16 protein-coding genes are annotated in these 14,240 nt (G+C 66.4%); 4 read left to right on the top strand and 12 right to left on the bottom strand.

The features are described from left to right. Positions 1-77 precede the first annotated feature (77 nt). Genes L880_RS0101470 through L880_RS0101480 form a run of 3 tightly spaced genes read right to left on the bottom strand, consistent with a single transcriptional unit; the run spans position 78 to position 3,099 of the window. Entirely contained in the window at positions 78-1,058 is a 981-nt protein-coding gene (locus L880_RS0101470; protein ID WP_043328066.1) for a Bug family tripartite tricarboxylate transporter substrate binding protein, read from the bottom strand. Beyond that, entirely contained in the window at positions 1,055-1,972 is a 918-nt protein-coding gene (locus tag L880_RS31235; RefSeq protein WP_245614863.1) for an N-formylglutamate amidohydrolase, read from the bottom strand. Before L880_RS31235 ends, L880_RS0101470 begins: the two co-directional genes overlap by 4 nt. A 14-nt stretch (positions 1,973-1,986) precedes the next feature. After that, on the bottom strand, positions 1,987-3,099 hold the full coding sequence (locus L880_RS0101480) for a porin (protein ID WP_051442945.1): 1,113 nt from the start codon (positions 3,097-3,099) through the stop codon (positions 1,987-1,989). A gap of 155 nt (positions 3,100-3,254) precedes the next feature. On the opposite strand from L880_RS0101480, the gene L880_RS31240 reads away from it, so the two are divergent. After that, positions 3,255-4,049: an IclR family transcriptional regulator gene (locus L880_RS31240; protein WP_051442946.1), complete on the top strand. Its 795-nt coding sequence runs from the start codon at positions 3,255-3,257 to the stop codon at positions 4,047-4,049. A gap of 16 nt (positions 4,050-4,065) precedes the next feature. Here L880_RS31240 and L880_RS34110 read toward each other — a convergent pair whose 3' ends face one another. The 4 genes from L880_RS34110 to L880_RS31250 all read right to left on the bottom strand — a co-directional run bounded on the left by L880_RS34110 (position 4,066) and on the right by L880_RS31250 (position 6,820). Next, the gene (locus L880_RS34110; protein WP_051442947.1) at positions 4,066-4,506 is read right to left on the bottom strand and encodes an antirestriction protein; all 441 of its coding nucleotides are present in this window, start codon (positions 4,504-4,506) and stop codon (positions 4,066-4,068) included. A 59-nt stretch (positions 4,507-4,565) separates the two neighbouring features. After that, a complete protein-coding gene (locus L880_RS0101495) occupies positions 4,566-4,826 on the bottom strand; it encodes a hypothetical protein (protein ID WP_157462529.1) in 261 nt (86 codons plus the stop codon). Between the two features lie 153 nt (positions 4,827-4,979). Beyond that, entirely contained in the window at positions 4,980-5,750 is a 771-nt protein-coding gene (locus L880_RS0101500) for a flagellar filament capping protein FliD (RefSeq protein ID WP_027474154.1), read from the bottom strand. Between the two features lie 95 nt (positions 5,751-5,845). Further along, entirely contained in the window at positions 5,846-6,820 is a 975-nt protein-coding gene (locus L880_RS31250; protein WP_051442948.1) for an N-formylglutamate amidohydrolase, read from the bottom strand. A 145-nt stretch (positions 6,821-6,965) separates the two neighbouring features. On the opposite strand from L880_RS31250, the gene L880_RS0101510 reads away from it, so the two are divergent. Further along, positions 6,966-7,718, top strand: a complete 753-nt coding sequence (locus L880_RS0101510; RefSeq protein ID WP_027474155.1) for an IclR family transcriptional regulator — start codon at positions 6,966-6,968, stop codon at positions 7,716-7,718. Between the two features lie 70 nt (positions 7,719-7,788). Here L880_RS0101510 and L880_RS0101515 read toward each other — a convergent pair whose 3' ends face one another. From L880_RS0101515 to L880_RS0101530, 4 genes are all read right to left on the bottom strand, one after another. Beyond that, complete coding sequence (locus L880_RS0101515; RefSeq protein WP_027474156.1) at positions 7,789-8,490, bottom strand: enoyl-CoA hydratase/isomerase family protein; 702 nt, start codon at positions 8,488-8,490, stop codon at positions 7,789-7,791. A gap of 144 nt (positions 8,491-8,634) precedes the next feature. Continuing rightward, complete coding sequence (locus L880_RS0101520) at positions 8,635-8,829, bottom strand: hypothetical protein (protein WP_157462530.1); 195 nt, start codon at positions 8,827-8,829, stop codon at positions 8,635-8,637. 99 nt (positions 8,830-8,928) lie between these two features. Next, positions 8,929-9,507: an NAD(P)H-dependent oxidoreductase gene (locus L880_RS0101525; RefSeq protein WP_027474158.1), complete on the bottom strand. Its 579-nt coding sequence runs from the start codon at positions 9,505-9,507 to the stop codon at positions 8,929-8,931. A gap of 71 nt (positions 9,508-9,578) precedes the next feature. Further along, entirely contained in the window at positions 9,579-10,130 is a 552-nt protein-coding gene (locus L880_RS0101530; RefSeq protein WP_043328067.1) for a Crp/Fnr family transcriptional regulator, read from the bottom strand. Between the two features lie 392 nt (positions 10,131-10,522). Between L880_RS0101530 and L880_RS31255 the strand changes: the two genes are divergently transcribed. Next, complete coding sequence (locus L880_RS31255; protein ID WP_157462531.1) at positions 10,523-11,776, top strand: D-alanyl-D-alanine carboxypeptidase family protein; 1,254 nt, start codon at positions 10,523-10,525, stop codon at positions 11,774-11,776. Between the two features lie 129 nt (positions 11,777-11,905). On the opposite strand, the gene L880_RS0101540 is transcribed toward L880_RS31255, so the two are convergent. Then, positions 11,906-12,547, bottom strand: a complete 642-nt coding sequence (locus L880_RS0101540) for an FMN-binding negative transcriptional regulator (RefSeq protein WP_027474160.1) — start codon at positions 12,545-12,547, stop codon at positions 11,906-11,908. A 117-nt stretch (positions 12,548-12,664) separates the two neighbouring features. Here L880_RS0101540 and pdxR point away from each other — a divergent pair, with 117 nt between their 5' ends. Further along, a complete protein-coding gene (pdxR, locus tag L880_RS31260; RefSeq protein ID WP_043328069.1) occupies positions 12,665-14,182 on the top strand; it encodes a MocR-like pyridoxine biosynthesis transcription factor PdxR in 1,518 nt (505 codons plus the stop codon). The last annotated feature ends 58 nt before the right edge of the window (positions 14,183-14,240 follow it).

Genomic DNA, 14,240 nt, shown 5'->3' on the forward strand with positions numbered 1-14,240 from the left:
ACCTGCCGAGACCGTGCCCTGATTTTTTGCAAACTGGGGCAGGCTGCGCAGCAGCGCCCGGGTGGGTGGGGGTGCTGCTATTCCGGGCGGATGCCGCTGTTGCGGATCACCTGGCGCCATTTCTCGGTGTCGCGCCGGATGTAGGCGGCCAGGGCCTCGGCGCTGCCCGGGCTGGGTTCGGCCCCCTGGGCCTTCAACTGGCGCACCACGCCCGGGTCGCCCAGGCAGGCCTGCAGGGCCTGGTTGATCTGCTGGACCAGGGCCTTGGGCGTTTTGGCCGGCGCGAAGAGCCCATACCAGATCTCGTAGTCGAGCCCGCTGACCCCCAGTTCGCTGAAAGTGGGCACCTGGGGCAGGCTGGCGTGGCGGCGGGGGGCTGCCACGGCCAGGGGCTGCAGCTTGCCGACCTGGATGTACTGGATCACGCTGGGGATGGCGTTGATGCCCACCTGCACATGGCCGGCCACCAGGTCGTTCACCGAGGGCGCACCGCCCTTGTAGGGAATGTTGACCAGCCGGGTGCCGGTGGCCTGCTGGAAGGCCTCCATGGCCAGGTGGTTGGGGCTGCCCACGCCGCCCGAGCTGTAGTTCAGCTCGTCGGGCTTGCGCTTCAACAGGCTCAGCAGATCGGGCAGGGATTTCACGCCCAATGAAGGCGTGGCCGTGAACACCGGGGTGTTGGTCAGCACCATGCCCACAGGGGTCAGGTCGCGTTCGGGCTGGTAGGCCAGGCGGGTCTTGATCATGGGCTCGGTCACGATGTGCGAGCCCGCCCCCAGGATCAGGGTGTAGCCATCGGCCGGAGCCGACGCCACCGACTGGAAGCCCGGTGCGCCGGGCTTGTTGTCGATGATGACGGGCTGCTTCAGTTGCTCGGCCAGGCGCGTGGCGATCACGCGCATCGCGGTGTCGGCGGCAGCCCCGGCCGGAAAAGGCAGCACGATGTGCACCGGCCGGTCGGGGTAGGCGGCCAGCGCACTGGTGGCGGTCAAGACCAGGGCCAGGCCACAGGCCAGGGCCTGCAGGCGGTTCAAGAGGGGCAGGAAGGTCGTTTTCATGGTGTTTCCGAGGGGGCGGGCGAGGGCTGGGTCGGGGCCCGCAGCAGGGTGTGGATCTCGCCGGCCAAGGCGTCCAGCATGCGGCGCAGGGCCTGCACCAGCAAACCATGGCCAGGCGTGAGTGTGAACAGGGCCTCGTCCATGTAGAGCGCCCGGTTCAGTTCGATCTGCAGGCTGTGGCAGTGGTGGGTGGGTTGGCCGTGGCGGCGGATCAACTCGGCCCCCTGGTAGGGGGTGTTGATGGCCACACACAAGCCTTGTGCACGCAGCAGATCTGCAACGAGCTGGGTCACCTCGGGGGCGGCGCTTTGCCCGTAGAGATCGCTCACCACCACATCCGGGCGGGCCAGGCCCTGGTCCAGGTTCATGGCATTGCCCACCGACTTCATCGAATGGCAGTCCAGATGCAGGCAGTGACCGAATTGCTGGTGGCAGTTCTCGATCAGTGTGGACAGGGCAGCGTGGTAGGGGTCGTAGTAGACGGCGAGCCGCTGTTCGACCTCGCTCACGGACAGGGCCTGTTGGTACATCGGCACGCCCGGCAAGGCCAGGCGCCGGATCAGGCCGAAGCCGCGCTCGGATTTGTCGCTGGGCGCCAGCGGGCCGGGCCAGGGGGCGTCGAGCATCGTGGGGTCGATGTCGTCACGGGCGCGGTTCACATCGATCAGCGAGCGGTGGAACCGGGCCGACAGCACGGGCGCGCGCCCGCCTGCAGCCTGGGCCCAGAGCGCGTCCACATGGGCGTCCCAGGAGCTCTGGATGGCGGCCCAGGGGGCCAGGGTGGGCACCTCCTCAGGCCAGTGGGGCCAGCTGTGGGGTGAGTCGATCACCAGCGGCAACAGTGCAACGTCGGATCGGGCCGGCAGCAGATCGTAGGCCGGCGAGGGGCCGGACTTCAGGGGCAGGGGGGTCACACAGGGCTCCTGCTTCAAAAACGATGCAGCATGCCCACGCCGACACCGGTGGCCTGGCTGTTGGGCAGGTGGCTGTTGCTCACGTCGCGGTCGACAAACACATACAGGGTGCTGCGCGCACTCAGGCTGTGGCTGTAGTCGGCCTGGAACTTCTTCAGCTTGCCGGCCGGGTCGGTCTGCACGTCGCGCTGCATCAGGTTGGCCGTGACGCGGTGCATACCCCAGGGCACGGTGGCGCCGATCAGCCACACCTTGACGGCCGATCGGGCACCCGCTGCAGCATTGAACCGTTCCTGGCTCAGCAGGGCGTAGGTCTTGAAGCCAGTGGCCTCGTAGCTGGCCACGGCCTGGGTCTTGTTCTTGAAATCGTTGGCCAGGAAGCCGCCCTTTTTCTCGTCCCAGCCATAGCCCGTGCCCAGGCCCCAAGGGCCATTCCTGTAGTTCAGCGCCACCTGGTATTGCTTGAAATCATCGGGCGATTTCAGCGCCGGATTGGTCGTGGGGTTGGTGGCGTCGGGCCCGGCCAGGTTGACCCGCGCCACGGCATTGAACCCACTGAGGTCGGGCGTCTTGTAGCTGATGGCGTTGGACACCCGGTTGTTGCCGTTCAGCACCCGGGTGCCGATGGCGACCACCCCGGCGTCATGCACGATCCAGCGCAGATTGCGGGCGGCCTGTGAGTACAGCGGTGAACCCGTGGGCGTGTCGGAGTCCAGGCGCCCCATGTTCAAGGTGCCCCAGGAGCCACGCAGGCCGACATAGGCATTTCGCATCGGTGGCGACACCAGGCTGCCGTTGGGCGCGTTGATGCCGAACTCGATGCCGAACACCGCTTGCTGCCCTGCGCCCAGGTCTTCGACCCCCCGAAAGCCCAGGCGCGAGGTGTTGTCGGCCATCTGGGTGCGGCTGGCGCCGGCAGTGCCGTAGCCCACATTCGACTTCGCGCCGGCGTGCACGGTCTCCACGCTCAGGTCCATGCGGCCGTACAGGCTCAGGCTGCTGCTGGTGCTGCCGGTGCGGGGGCTTTCGGGCTCTTCGGTGTCGTCGGCGGCGCAGGCCGGCAGGGCAAGGACCAGCCATGCGGCGGCGCCGGCCAGGGTCAGCAGGCTTGTGGGGCTGTTCTTCATGGGATTCTTTCGTTTCGATGGTTGAAATAACTTGCCGGCGATGGATATCCTATGATTTGACTCACGATACATAAAGAGCTGAAGACCCTTGGTATTGGATTGAGCCGAAGTTTTTCAATCAGTGAAACAAGATTTATGCATTTGCACCTGTTCCCATGACCACCGACTACACCGTATCTGCTGTTGACGAAGCCGTGGCCTTGATGCTGCTGGTGGCACAGAACCCTGGTTTGGGCGTGAGCGAACTGGCCCAGCGCTCGGGCAACACCAAGGCCCGCACCTTCCGTCTGCTGTTCACGCTGGAGCAGCGGCGCCTGGTCACCCGCCTGGGCAAAAGCCCCACCTACCACCTGGATGTGCAGGCGCTGTACCTGGGGGTGGCCGCCCAGGAGCAGATCGACCTGGTGGGCCTGACCCGGCCGCACCTGCTGGCGCTGGGGGGAGAGTGCGGCGAGAACGTGCAATTGCGCGTGCGCGACGGGCTGGATTCGGTGTGCGTCGATCGCTGGCAAAGCGCGCGCGACCAGCCTATCCGCAGCCAGGCCGGCAGCCGGCGCCGCCTGCACGCCGGGGCCTCGTGCAAGCTGCTGCTGGCCTATGCGCCGGAGGAGGTGCGGCAGGCCCTGTTCTCCAGCGAGTTGCCGCGCTACACGCCGCAGACCCTGACTCACCGCAGCCGCTTGACCCAGGAAATCAGCCGCATCCATGCCGAGGGTTACAGTGTTTCGATAGGTGAAATAACGCCCGGCTTCGGGGCCTTTGCGGCCCCCGTGCGAGGCAAGAGCGGCCAGGTGCTGGCCGCCCTCAGCATCACGGGGCCTGCACAGCGCCTGCAGGCGGGCCAGGCGCCACTGGTGGAGCTGCTGTGCAGCGCTGCGCGGCGCATGTCGCTGGCCCTGGCGGGTGAAGTCGACACGGCGGCGGCTGCCGACACCAGCATCGAAACCTGATGGCCCATGTGCGGGCTCAGAACAAGCCTTGTAGAGCGCGCGAGATCTGGCCGGCGCAGGGCAGGCGCACAAAGTAGTCACTGAGCCTTTGAGTATGGCGGTGGGCCTGATCCGAACCCATCTGGTGCAGGTAGGACAGCGCCACGCAGGTGACCACGATGCCCGCGGCATGGCTGGGTATGCGCTCGTCAAATCCGCTGCCATCGATCTTCAGGCGCACCAGGCGGGCCGGGTCGCGCCCGGGATACAGGTACAAGCCCTGGTTGCTGAGCCGCATGAACTCCCAGCCATCCACGTTGCCTTCGACGATGAAGGTCTGGCCCCAGTTGGAGACCAGGCTCTCGAAATGGGTCGCATCGGGAAAACCGAACAGCTGGGACAGGAATGCGCTGCGGTACTGGGCGGGCACGGGTTGGCTGAAGAGGGTGCCGGGGGCGGGTTGGGGGGCGTGAGACATGGATCTGTGGGTGAGGCTCGGGGTTGGGCCCCGGTCGTCGAGGGGACTGGGGCGGGCTTTCAATGCGGGTTCAAGGTCGGGTCAATTGCGGCCATGAGCGGCTCATGAAGACCGAGCGTGGTTTCAACAGGGGGTCTGGCCGGCTCTGGCGTGAGAATGTCCTGCAAGGTCCGGACTTCGGCTTGCAAGCTGCGTTCGGCCTGCTGGCTGGCCTGGCACGCCTGGGCGTGGGCCTCGCACAGCTTGCGCCAAGCGGGCCGGTCGGTGCTCGGCAGCCCGCGGGTCTTCAGCAGCAGCCTGGCCAGATGCTGGTTGGTCATGGCCAGTGCGCCCCAATCCAGGCGTTCTGTGGCCTGGCGAAGGCGGCTGGTCAGCGGGAGCAGTTCGTGTTGCAGGGGCATGGGCGTGAGAATGAAAAATGGGATGGCGTGCCGGGGTTCGGGTGGGGCATCAAGGGATGCATCACGGGGGCATCACGGCGGCATTTGCCTGCCGGGGTCGTGTCGCTCCAGGTCTTGCAGGCCTTGGTGGGTGGCCTGGAGCTCGGCGCCCAGTCTTTGCAGCAGGCCCAACTGGGCCAGTCGCGGCGCCAGCGCCTGTTCACAGCGGGCGCACAGCCAGGCCCGGCGCTGCGCCGTGTTGCGCTGGCGTGCCTCCAGGGTGTGCAGGCGTTGGCGGATCAGGCCCGTGTGGCGATCGGTCCAGCCTCTGACCATGCCGACGAAGGCTCCCAGCACCCCGCAGGGGTGCGCTTGTCCGGTGCTGCCCAGCACGTTGGCCAGGCCGGTGGGGGACCGGGCCACCGTGGCCCGGCAGTCTTCGGTGTTGAATTCGTAGATGCCTTGATCGCCCAACTGCAAGCCATAGTGGATCAGGCTGTGGCCGTCCACATTCAGCAGCAAGGTGCTTCTGATCCGGCTGCGCAAGGCCACCACCCCGCTGTCCGATCCAAGCACGCGGGGGCCGACGGTCTGCGGGCTGCCCAGGATCAGCTCTTTCAGACGCTGGTCCAGGGTGTTGCAGGCCTGCAGCAGGCTGTCCAGGGTCATCAGGTCTCGCTCAGCGGACCTCGGCGTGGTGTGGAGCTTCCACGGGGCGCCGCGCCGAGGTGGGGGGCTCATCTCTGTCAAGGCCTGCTCGAATTGGATCAATGCCGATTGCAAGGCTTGCAAGGCCTCTGCACTGGCCTCGGTGCGTGCCTGGTCGGCCTTCAGCAAGGCCTCGGCCTGCACCAGCAGACTCATGGCCGGGCCCGCGGGGTTTGCCGGGGCGAGGCCAGGCGCGTGTGGCCGGAGCTGCGCTGTTGGCGTGCCCGGTACAGGGGGGCTTGGGATTGGGTTCACAGCGCGCTCTCTGCGGTGCCCGACGAACCCTCGGGCAGACAAAGGGTGGCCAGGCGTTGGGGATCGGCGGCCAGCCCATCGATCATGCATTGCAAGACGAGGGCGACGTGGTTGAAGCAGGGGCCAGGTTGCCCGGTGGGCTCGTCCAGGTACAGGGCCTGGTTGATCTCGATCTGCAGGCCATGGCGACCCAGCAGGGGGTGGGCGTGGCGGCGAATCAGTTCCGCGCCCATGTAATGGCTGTTGACCCACACCTCGAACCCTTGGCTGCGCAGCAGATCGACCACCCAGCAGGTCAGGGCCGGCGCGCAGGCCAGGCCGTTGAGGTTGCTCACCACAAAGTCGGGGCGGGGCAGGCCGGGATCGTGGTTCAAGGCATCGCCCACGGGCTTCATGCCCTGAGCGTTGATGTGCAGGCAATGGCCGTGTCGGCTCTGCACCTGTTGGATCAGCGCGTCCAGCGCCTGGTGATAGGGCTCGTAGAAGTCGTTGATGCGCGCCTGGACCTCGGCCACCGTCAACAGGCGGTCATGGACGGGAACGCCCGGCAGCGCCCAGCGCCGGATCAGGCCGACGCCCCGGTCCGAATGAAACGATGGACGCAGGGCGCCGGGCCACGGCGAGCACAGCAGCTGGGGGTCGATGTCGGTGGGCGCACGGTTGACATCGATCAGGGCGCGATGGAACCTGGCCAGCAGCAGTGGCACGCGCGCCTGGCAGGCGTTGAACCAGAACTGGTCCACATAGGCATCGCTGAGGGCGTTGAGCGCCTGTGCCGCAGCCGGGTTGAGCCCTTCATGGCTCCAGTGGCCATGGCTGTGCGGAACATCGACGACCAGCGCAAGGCCGGTCGGTGCACTGGCCGGCAGGATCTGGTAGGCCGGGTGTTCTTGCGCCACCGGGCGGCCCTGATCCAGGCGGCTGGGCGCACGGGCCTCTGTCAGAGGGTAGGGGGGGGGTTGGGCAGGCATTCGGCAAATCGATGATTTCGATAAAGCCGGATGCTAGAGAGGTTGATATTGATTCTCAATACATATAACATCAGTTTTTCCAAAAAATGAGGCCTTGTTTCATTGGGTGATTTGATGTTAGTGATAAATATAATAAGCTTCAATCATGACCGACTACACCGTTGCTGCTGTTGACCAGGCCTTGGCCCTGCTGGTTCTGGTCGCTCAATCCCCCGGCTTGGGGGTGAGCGAATTGGCCATGCGCTCTGGCAATACCAAGGCGCGAACCTTCCGGCTGCTCTACACCCTGGAGCAGCGAAGGCTGGTTCAGCGGCGTGGGCGAACGGCCACCTACGGCCTCGGTGTCCAGGCGCTTCACCTCGGCGTTGCCGCACAGGAACAGGTGGATCTGGTGCGACTGGCCCGCCCCTACCTGTTGGACCTGGCGGCTGTCTGCAATGAGAACGTGCAGATCCGTGTGCGCGACGGTTTGGAGTCGGTCTGCGTGGACCGTTGGCAATGCGTGCACCATGAACGCATCGTCAGCCGGGCTGGCAGCCGGCGCAGGCTGCACGCGGGCGCCTCCTGCAAATTGCTGTTGGCGTATGCGCCCGATGAGGTGCGTCAGACCTTGCTGGCCGGTGATTTGCCGCGTTACACCGACAGCACCATCCACCAGCCCAGTCGACTGGCCCTGGAGCTCAAGCGCATTCGGCAGGAAGGAGTGAGCTCGTCCTGCGGAGAAATGACCCACGGGGTTTCGGCCTTTGCGTTCCCCATTCTGGATCGTCATCAGCAGGTGCTGGCAGCGCTGAGCATCAGCGGCCCGACGCACCGCCTGCAGAGACGCCAGCCAGAGCTGATCGCGGCGCTGCGCATCGCAGCGGCCACCATCACCGTGGCCATTCAGAGCGCCTGAGTCAAAGATCTGGAGTTAAAGTGCCTGGGTCTTCACCGGTGCCGCCACGCTCGAGCTTCGTCCCTGGCGGTCAGCCTGCTTGCAGCAGGCGCTGGGCGCGGTTCTCTTCGGCCACGGCCTGATCAAAGCCGGCCAGGCCGATCTGGTTGAGCACCCGCTTGAACTGGGTGGCCACCTCGGGCTGCAGCGCGGCCAGGCGCTGGGCCGTCTGCATGCCGCTGGCTTGCAGCGCTGTGGCGGGCACCACGCGCCAGATCAGGCCCCAGTCGCGGGCCTCGCTGGCGCTGAATTCATCTCCCAGTAGGGTCAGGGCCTTGGCCCGTGCCAGCCCGGCCATGGCCGGCAGGGTGGCGCTCAGGCCGCCTGTCACGAACACGCCCAGCGAGGCCTCTGGCAGCTTGAAGCGTGTGCCCTCGGCGGCCACCACGACATCGGCATTGAGCATCCACTCGAAGCCGGCCCCCACCGTCCACCCATGCACCTCGGCCAGCACCGGCCGGGGGTGGCCCACCAAGGCCTGCGACACCGATTGCACCAGCACCAGGTCTTGTTCAGTGGGGGCTGCCGACACGTCGCGGCCGGCGCAGAAGGCACGGCCCTCGCCGCGCAGGCGAATGGCCCGCACCGCCGGGTCGTCACGCGCTGCCTCCAGTGCCTGCAGCAAGGCCTCGGCCAGTTCGTTGTCGATGGCGTTGAGCTTGTCCGGGCGGTTCAGCGTCAGGCTCAGCACGCCTTGCTCGGTGTGCGTCAGCAGTTTGGGGGAGGCAGTCATGGCAGCGGGGCAATCAAAGGTTCGCCATGGTGCCAGAGGTGTCTGTGGGAGGGGCCGAGGCGCGGAGAAAGTCTGATGCGGCGGCGCAGGCAGCTGGATCCAGGCCGGCGGCCCGCTGGGGCGGGCGTGTCAACGCCTGGGGCTTCAAGCTCCTTGGTCCAACCAGTAGGCCAGCACGGCCAGCGTGATGCCCAAGGCCAAGGCGGTGCCCATCACTCTGATCAAGCGGCGACCCAGGGCCACGCCCGCCCGAGGCAGGTCTTCAGGCCGCGCGACCCAGGGCCGGGTTTCTAGCTCGATCTCGGAGTCGCTGAAATAGGGTTCTGCGGGCAGTCGCATGGGGTTCATCTGGGCCAGATAGTGTCGTCACACTAATCGGCTGAAGCTGACCAAGGCCTGACTCGCAGGGCTGAGCGGTGCTTGCGTGCAACACGGCTGCTAGCGCGTGAACAACCCTGCCACCTGATCCAACCAGGCCTGGCGCTTCTTCTGTGAGGCATGGCTGACCGGCGACAGCGCGACCCATTGGACCTGGCGCACGCCACATTTGCGCAGGGTACCGCGCACCAGAGAGCGGTGCACGGCATTCCCGTACAACCAGCGGTAGGCCCATTTCGGGGTGTTCATGGTGGTCACGACCACCGCACGCTGAATGTGGTCCAGATGGCCCTTGACCCCCCATCGGCTGGGCTCATAGGCCCAACCCTTGGTCAGGACCTTGTCGAGGAAGCCCTTGAGCAGCGCCGGCATCAGTTCCCACCAGATCGGGAAGATGAGCACCAGTTGCTGCGCGGCATCGATGCGGGCCTGGTAGGCGGCCACGGCCGGGTCGGCGCTTTGGCCCTTGGCGTAGACGGCCAGGTCTGGGCCGCGCATGACGGGGTCAAAGCCATCTGCATCGAGGTGCAGCCGGTCCACCGTGTGGCCTGAGGCCTCCAGGGTCTGGACCACGCGCTCGTACAGGGCATGGCAATAGCTTTTGGCGTAGGGGTGGGCCAACAGGACCAGGGTATGCATGAATTTCGCTCCATCGGGTTTGCAATGGGGCCATGATCCGGTGCGGCTGGGTTGGCGTCATTTACATAGGTTCAGAGGCCGGGCGCTGGCGCTGCATTTTTCAGCTTGCGGCGGATCCGGCTCAGGTGCACGGCACTCACGCCCAGGTAGGCCGCCAGGATGTTCAGGGGAATCCGCTCCAACTGCCGTGGGTGGGCCACCATCAGGTTCAGGTAGCGCTGCGTGGGGGTGTCGGCAATGGCACTGGTGTAGAGGTTGACGTAATGCACCAGCCGCCGCTGGGTCAGTGCCTGCAGGTCGGCTTGCAATGCCTCATGGGTCTCGGCACGGCGCAAAAGCGCGCCGGCATCCATCACCCGCATCTGGCAGGGTTCGATGGTGACCAGTTGCTGCACGCTGGGGCGTCCGGTGAGCAGGCTTTCCAATGAACCCACCAGGTCACCTTCGAAGAAGAATTGTGTGCTGGTCTCACGCCCCTCGGCGTCGATCACGCACAGCCGGGCGCAACCCTGCTCGATCCAGAACAGGCGCTGCGCGACCTCGCCCGTCCGCAGCAAGGTATGTCGGGCTTCGACCCGACAGTGGGTCCCCAGTTGTTCAAAGCAGGATCGGAGTGCGTTCATAGGGTGGGGAAAGGCGGAGGAAAGGTGGCAGGGGCTGATGAGGATGAAAAGTGTGCCCGATGCCATGGGCACCCGCCATCCGTCCTCTGGCGTGGCCGGGTGCCCCCAGCCATCTCACGATGCGGGGCGGTTTGGCTCAGATGTTTCAGTGTGTAAATCCTGCGTTGCCCCTTCCCGTGGCGGGGCGATTCATCGGCCTTGGCGTCAAGCCCCCATGGGGCAGGCCTTGGGGGCCCGATCTGCCTCGGCGCAGGGCCTGCAGCCGCCGTGAATCGGGCTTGGGCTGAGACTTTTCTGCCCGTCTGGGCCCCTTCCAGCCCGATCGACAAGGTCGATGGGGGGACAATCACCTCTGCCGATTCGCGACAATCGGCGAACCGATTGAAAACGCCATGCAAACCAAGACCTTCTCCCTCCTCCCTGTCATCTTCGCCATCGCTGCGGGCGCACTGGTGCCCAGCACGGCGTCTTTTGCGGCGGGACACCATGCCAGCAAAGCCGCGTCGCCCAAGAAGGCGGTGGCTGCTGCTGCCGCTGCGAACGCTTTGCCGCCCCTGGCCGCCCAGACCACCCTGGCGGGCAGCCCGCCGGCCCTGCCCGCCAAGGCCTGGTTGCTGATGGACTTTGACTCCGGCGAGGTGCTGGCCTCGGCCAATGCCGATGAGCCCCTGCCGCCCGCATCGCTCACCAAGATGATGACCAGCTACCTGGTCGAGCAGGCGCTGCGCTCCGGCAAGCTCAAGCAGACCGATCTGGTCTCGGTCAGCCAGAACGCCTGGTGCCGGGGCTCCAGCACCGAGTCGTGCATGTACCTGCCGCTGAACAGCCAGGCCACGGTGATCGACATCCTGCGCGGCATCATCATCCAGTCGGGCAACGACGCCTCCAAGGCGATTGCCGAGCACATGGCCGGCTCCGAAGAGGGCTTTGCCAAGCTGATGAACGCCGAAGCCCAGCGCCTGGGCATGACGCACACCCATTTCATGAACCCCACGGGCCTGCCCGACCCGGACCACAAGTCGTCCGCGCGAGACCTGGCCATCCTGGCGCGCGCCATCATCCGCGACAGCGCCGACTACTACCCGATCTACGCCGAGCGCGAGTTCAAGTACCACGGCATCAAGCAAGGCAACCGCAATGCCCTGCTGTACACCGACCCCACCGTGGACGGCCTGAAGACGGGCCACACCGAAGAAGCCGGCTATTGCCTGGTCACCTCGTCCAAGCGCAACGGCATGCGCCTGATCACGGTCATCCTCAACACCAGCAGCCCCCAGGCGCGTGCCGACCAGACCCGCGCCATGCTGGGCTGGGGCTTCAGCACCTTCGAAAAGGCCACCCCGATCCAGCCCGACGCGGTGGTCGGCACAGCCAAGGTTGCCTTTGGCAAGGCCGACACGGTGGCGGCAGGCCTGGCCGCGCCCTGGACCTTGACCGTGCCGCGTGGCCAGCAGGTGCAGACGGCGGTGGAAATCAAGCCCGACCTGGAGGCCCCGGTGGCCAAGGGCGCCGTCATCGGCAAGGTGGTCGCCACCTCGAACGGCAAGCCGGTGGGCGAGGCCCCGCTGGTGGCCCAGGCCGAGGTGGAGCGTGCCGGCCTGATGCTGCGCGCGTGGCAGCACCTGGCCAAGTTGTTCGGCAAGTAAGCTGGGGTGGGCCCCTGTGGCCCAGCCGCTGGCCCTCTGCCGCAGGCGCTGCTGCTGCGCGCGCCGGGTCAGATGAACTGCTGTGGCAAACCCGATCCACCGCATCGCGACCTGCCGCGCCAGAGGCCATCAGGCTGGCGTTGCCGGCGCCATGGTCTGAGCCATGGCCTGAGCCAGGGCGGTGTTGCCTTGGGCCTGCAGGCCGCGAATGGCGCCTTCCCGATCCTGCGCCGTATGGTGCTGGTTGAGCTTGCGCTTGCCCTCCAGGCGGCTGATGCGGATTTCAAGCCCCACGATGTGGCGCAACTGCTCGGCCAGGTAGTCGGCCGGCGCATCCCCCATCTTCCAGGGGGTCGGCTGATCGGCTTCGTGCGCACGGGTCAGTCTGGCCAGCAGGCCCCGCACAAAGCGTTCGTCGTCGTGCACATGCACGGTGCCGTGCGCGTGGACCACTTCGTAGTTCCAGGTGGGCACGCGCCGATGGGTTTCCTGCTTGCCCGGGTACCAATTGGGCGAGATATAGCCCTGCGCGCCGCGAAACACCACCAGCACCGGGTCGCCCTCCCGGATCTCCTGCCACAACGGATTCGCCCGCGCCACGTGGCCCACAAGTGCCCCGTGGGGGCCCTGATCCGCCTCCAGCAGCAGCGGCAGGTGATGGGCTTCCAGGCCTGTGGCCGTGAGGGTCACCACCATGCCCAGGGCGTTCTCGCGGACGATGCGGTGAAGTTCTTCGATGCGGGGTTCGGCAAATTGCGGTGGCAGATACATGGGACAAGCCTTTTCGTGACGAGCGCCGGAACAGCCCGGCGAGCAACGCCACTTTGGGGCATCATTGGCCTGGAGAAAATAGCCAGTTTTATTGAAAATAACCAGACCAGTCATGCTGTGAGAACCCCGCCGAATGCCCGCACCAGCCGCAGCCGCGCGCTGTATGAAGAGATCCGTGCCCGCATCGGCGACGGCACCTTTGCCCCAGGCATGGCCTTGCCCTCCACCCGTGCGCTGGCGGCGGAGCGCAGCCTGTCCCGGGCCACGGTCACGCTGGTCTATGAGCAACTGGCCGCAGATGGCTTCATCGAAACACGATCCGGTGCCAGCAGCCGTGTGGCTTCGGGCGCCATGGCGGCCGGCCCGGCTGCCAGCCCACGGTCCTCCCCTGACCAGGGCGCCGTGGTCAGCCAGCCCGCAGGGCGGCTTTCTGCCATCGGACGGCGGGTGGCCGCTTTCGGTCCGCGCGATGTGCGCCCCACCGTGCCGGGCGAGATCGATTTCATCTACGGACCGTTGTCCGGCGCCGACTTTCCGATCTTGGTCTGGAGCAAGGCCATGCGCCAGGCAGAGCGTCAGCGGGTTCAGCGCCTTGAATACGACGACCCGCGCGGCAACCTCTTGCTGAGAAGGGCACTGCATGCCCACCTGAGCCAGACACGTGGCCTGGTGTGCTCGCTGGAGCAGATCCTCATCGTCAACGGATCGCAGCAAGCCCTGGACTTGTGCGCCCGTCTGCTGCTGGACCCGGGCGATCGCGTGGTTGTGGAAAACCCGGGCTACCTGGCGGCCCATCAGGCCTTCGCCGCCTATGGGGCGAGCCTGGCTTGTATCGATGTCGACGAGCACGGCTTGAAGACCGATCAACTGGCAGCGCTGGGCCCGGCCCAGATGGCGTTCGTCACGCCCACCCATCAGTTTCCGCTGGGCTCCTTCCTGTCCCTGGCCCGCAGAAGGGCATTGCTGGCCTGGGCCAACGAAACAGGGGCCTGGGTCGTCGAGGACGATTACGACAGCGAGTACCGCTTCTCGGTGGGCCCGGAGGAGACGCTGCAGTCATTGGATCGCAGCGAGCGCGTGATTCACGTGGGCACTTTTTCGAAGACCTTGTCGCCCCGACTGCGTCTGGGTTACATGGTGCTGCCGCCCGGCCTGGTGGATGCCTTTGCCACGGCCAAACGACTCAGTGATCGCCATTCGGCATCCGGGGTGCAGCGCGCCCTGGCCGTGCTGTTGGAGGACGGCAGTTATGCCCGGCATGTGCGCCGCATCCGACGCCTGCAACTGGCGCGTCAACGCGCCCTGACCCAAGCACTGACGCTGTACCTGGGCGATGGTGTGGACATCCAGGGCGCCGCCAGCGGCCTGCATGTGGTGGTGTGGTGCCGGTCACTGCCATCGACTGCAGAGGGGGCTCTGGCCGAGGCTGCGCGTGATCTGGGTGTCCGCGTCCATCCGATCGGCCCCTTGTTCCATCCGGGTTCAGGGGGGCCTGGTCGGCCACGGCCTGCGGGGCTCGTCATGGGGTATGCGCTGCTGGACGAAGTGCAGATCCGCGAAGGCGTGCAACGCCTGAGCGTGGCGCTGCGCCAAGTCCAGGCCGGGCTGGCGCCCGGGCAAGCACCGGGCTCTTGACGAAGGCCGGGGCGTGAGGCTCGGGGCATGGGCCAGGGATCAGGCTCAACCGAGCGAT

The organism is Curvibacter gracilis ATCC BAA-807, from assembly GCF_000518645.1.
GTDB classification, from domain to species: domain Bacteria; phylum Pseudomonadota; class Gammaproteobacteria; order Burkholderiales; family Burkholderiaceae_C; genus Curvibacter; species Curvibacter gracilis.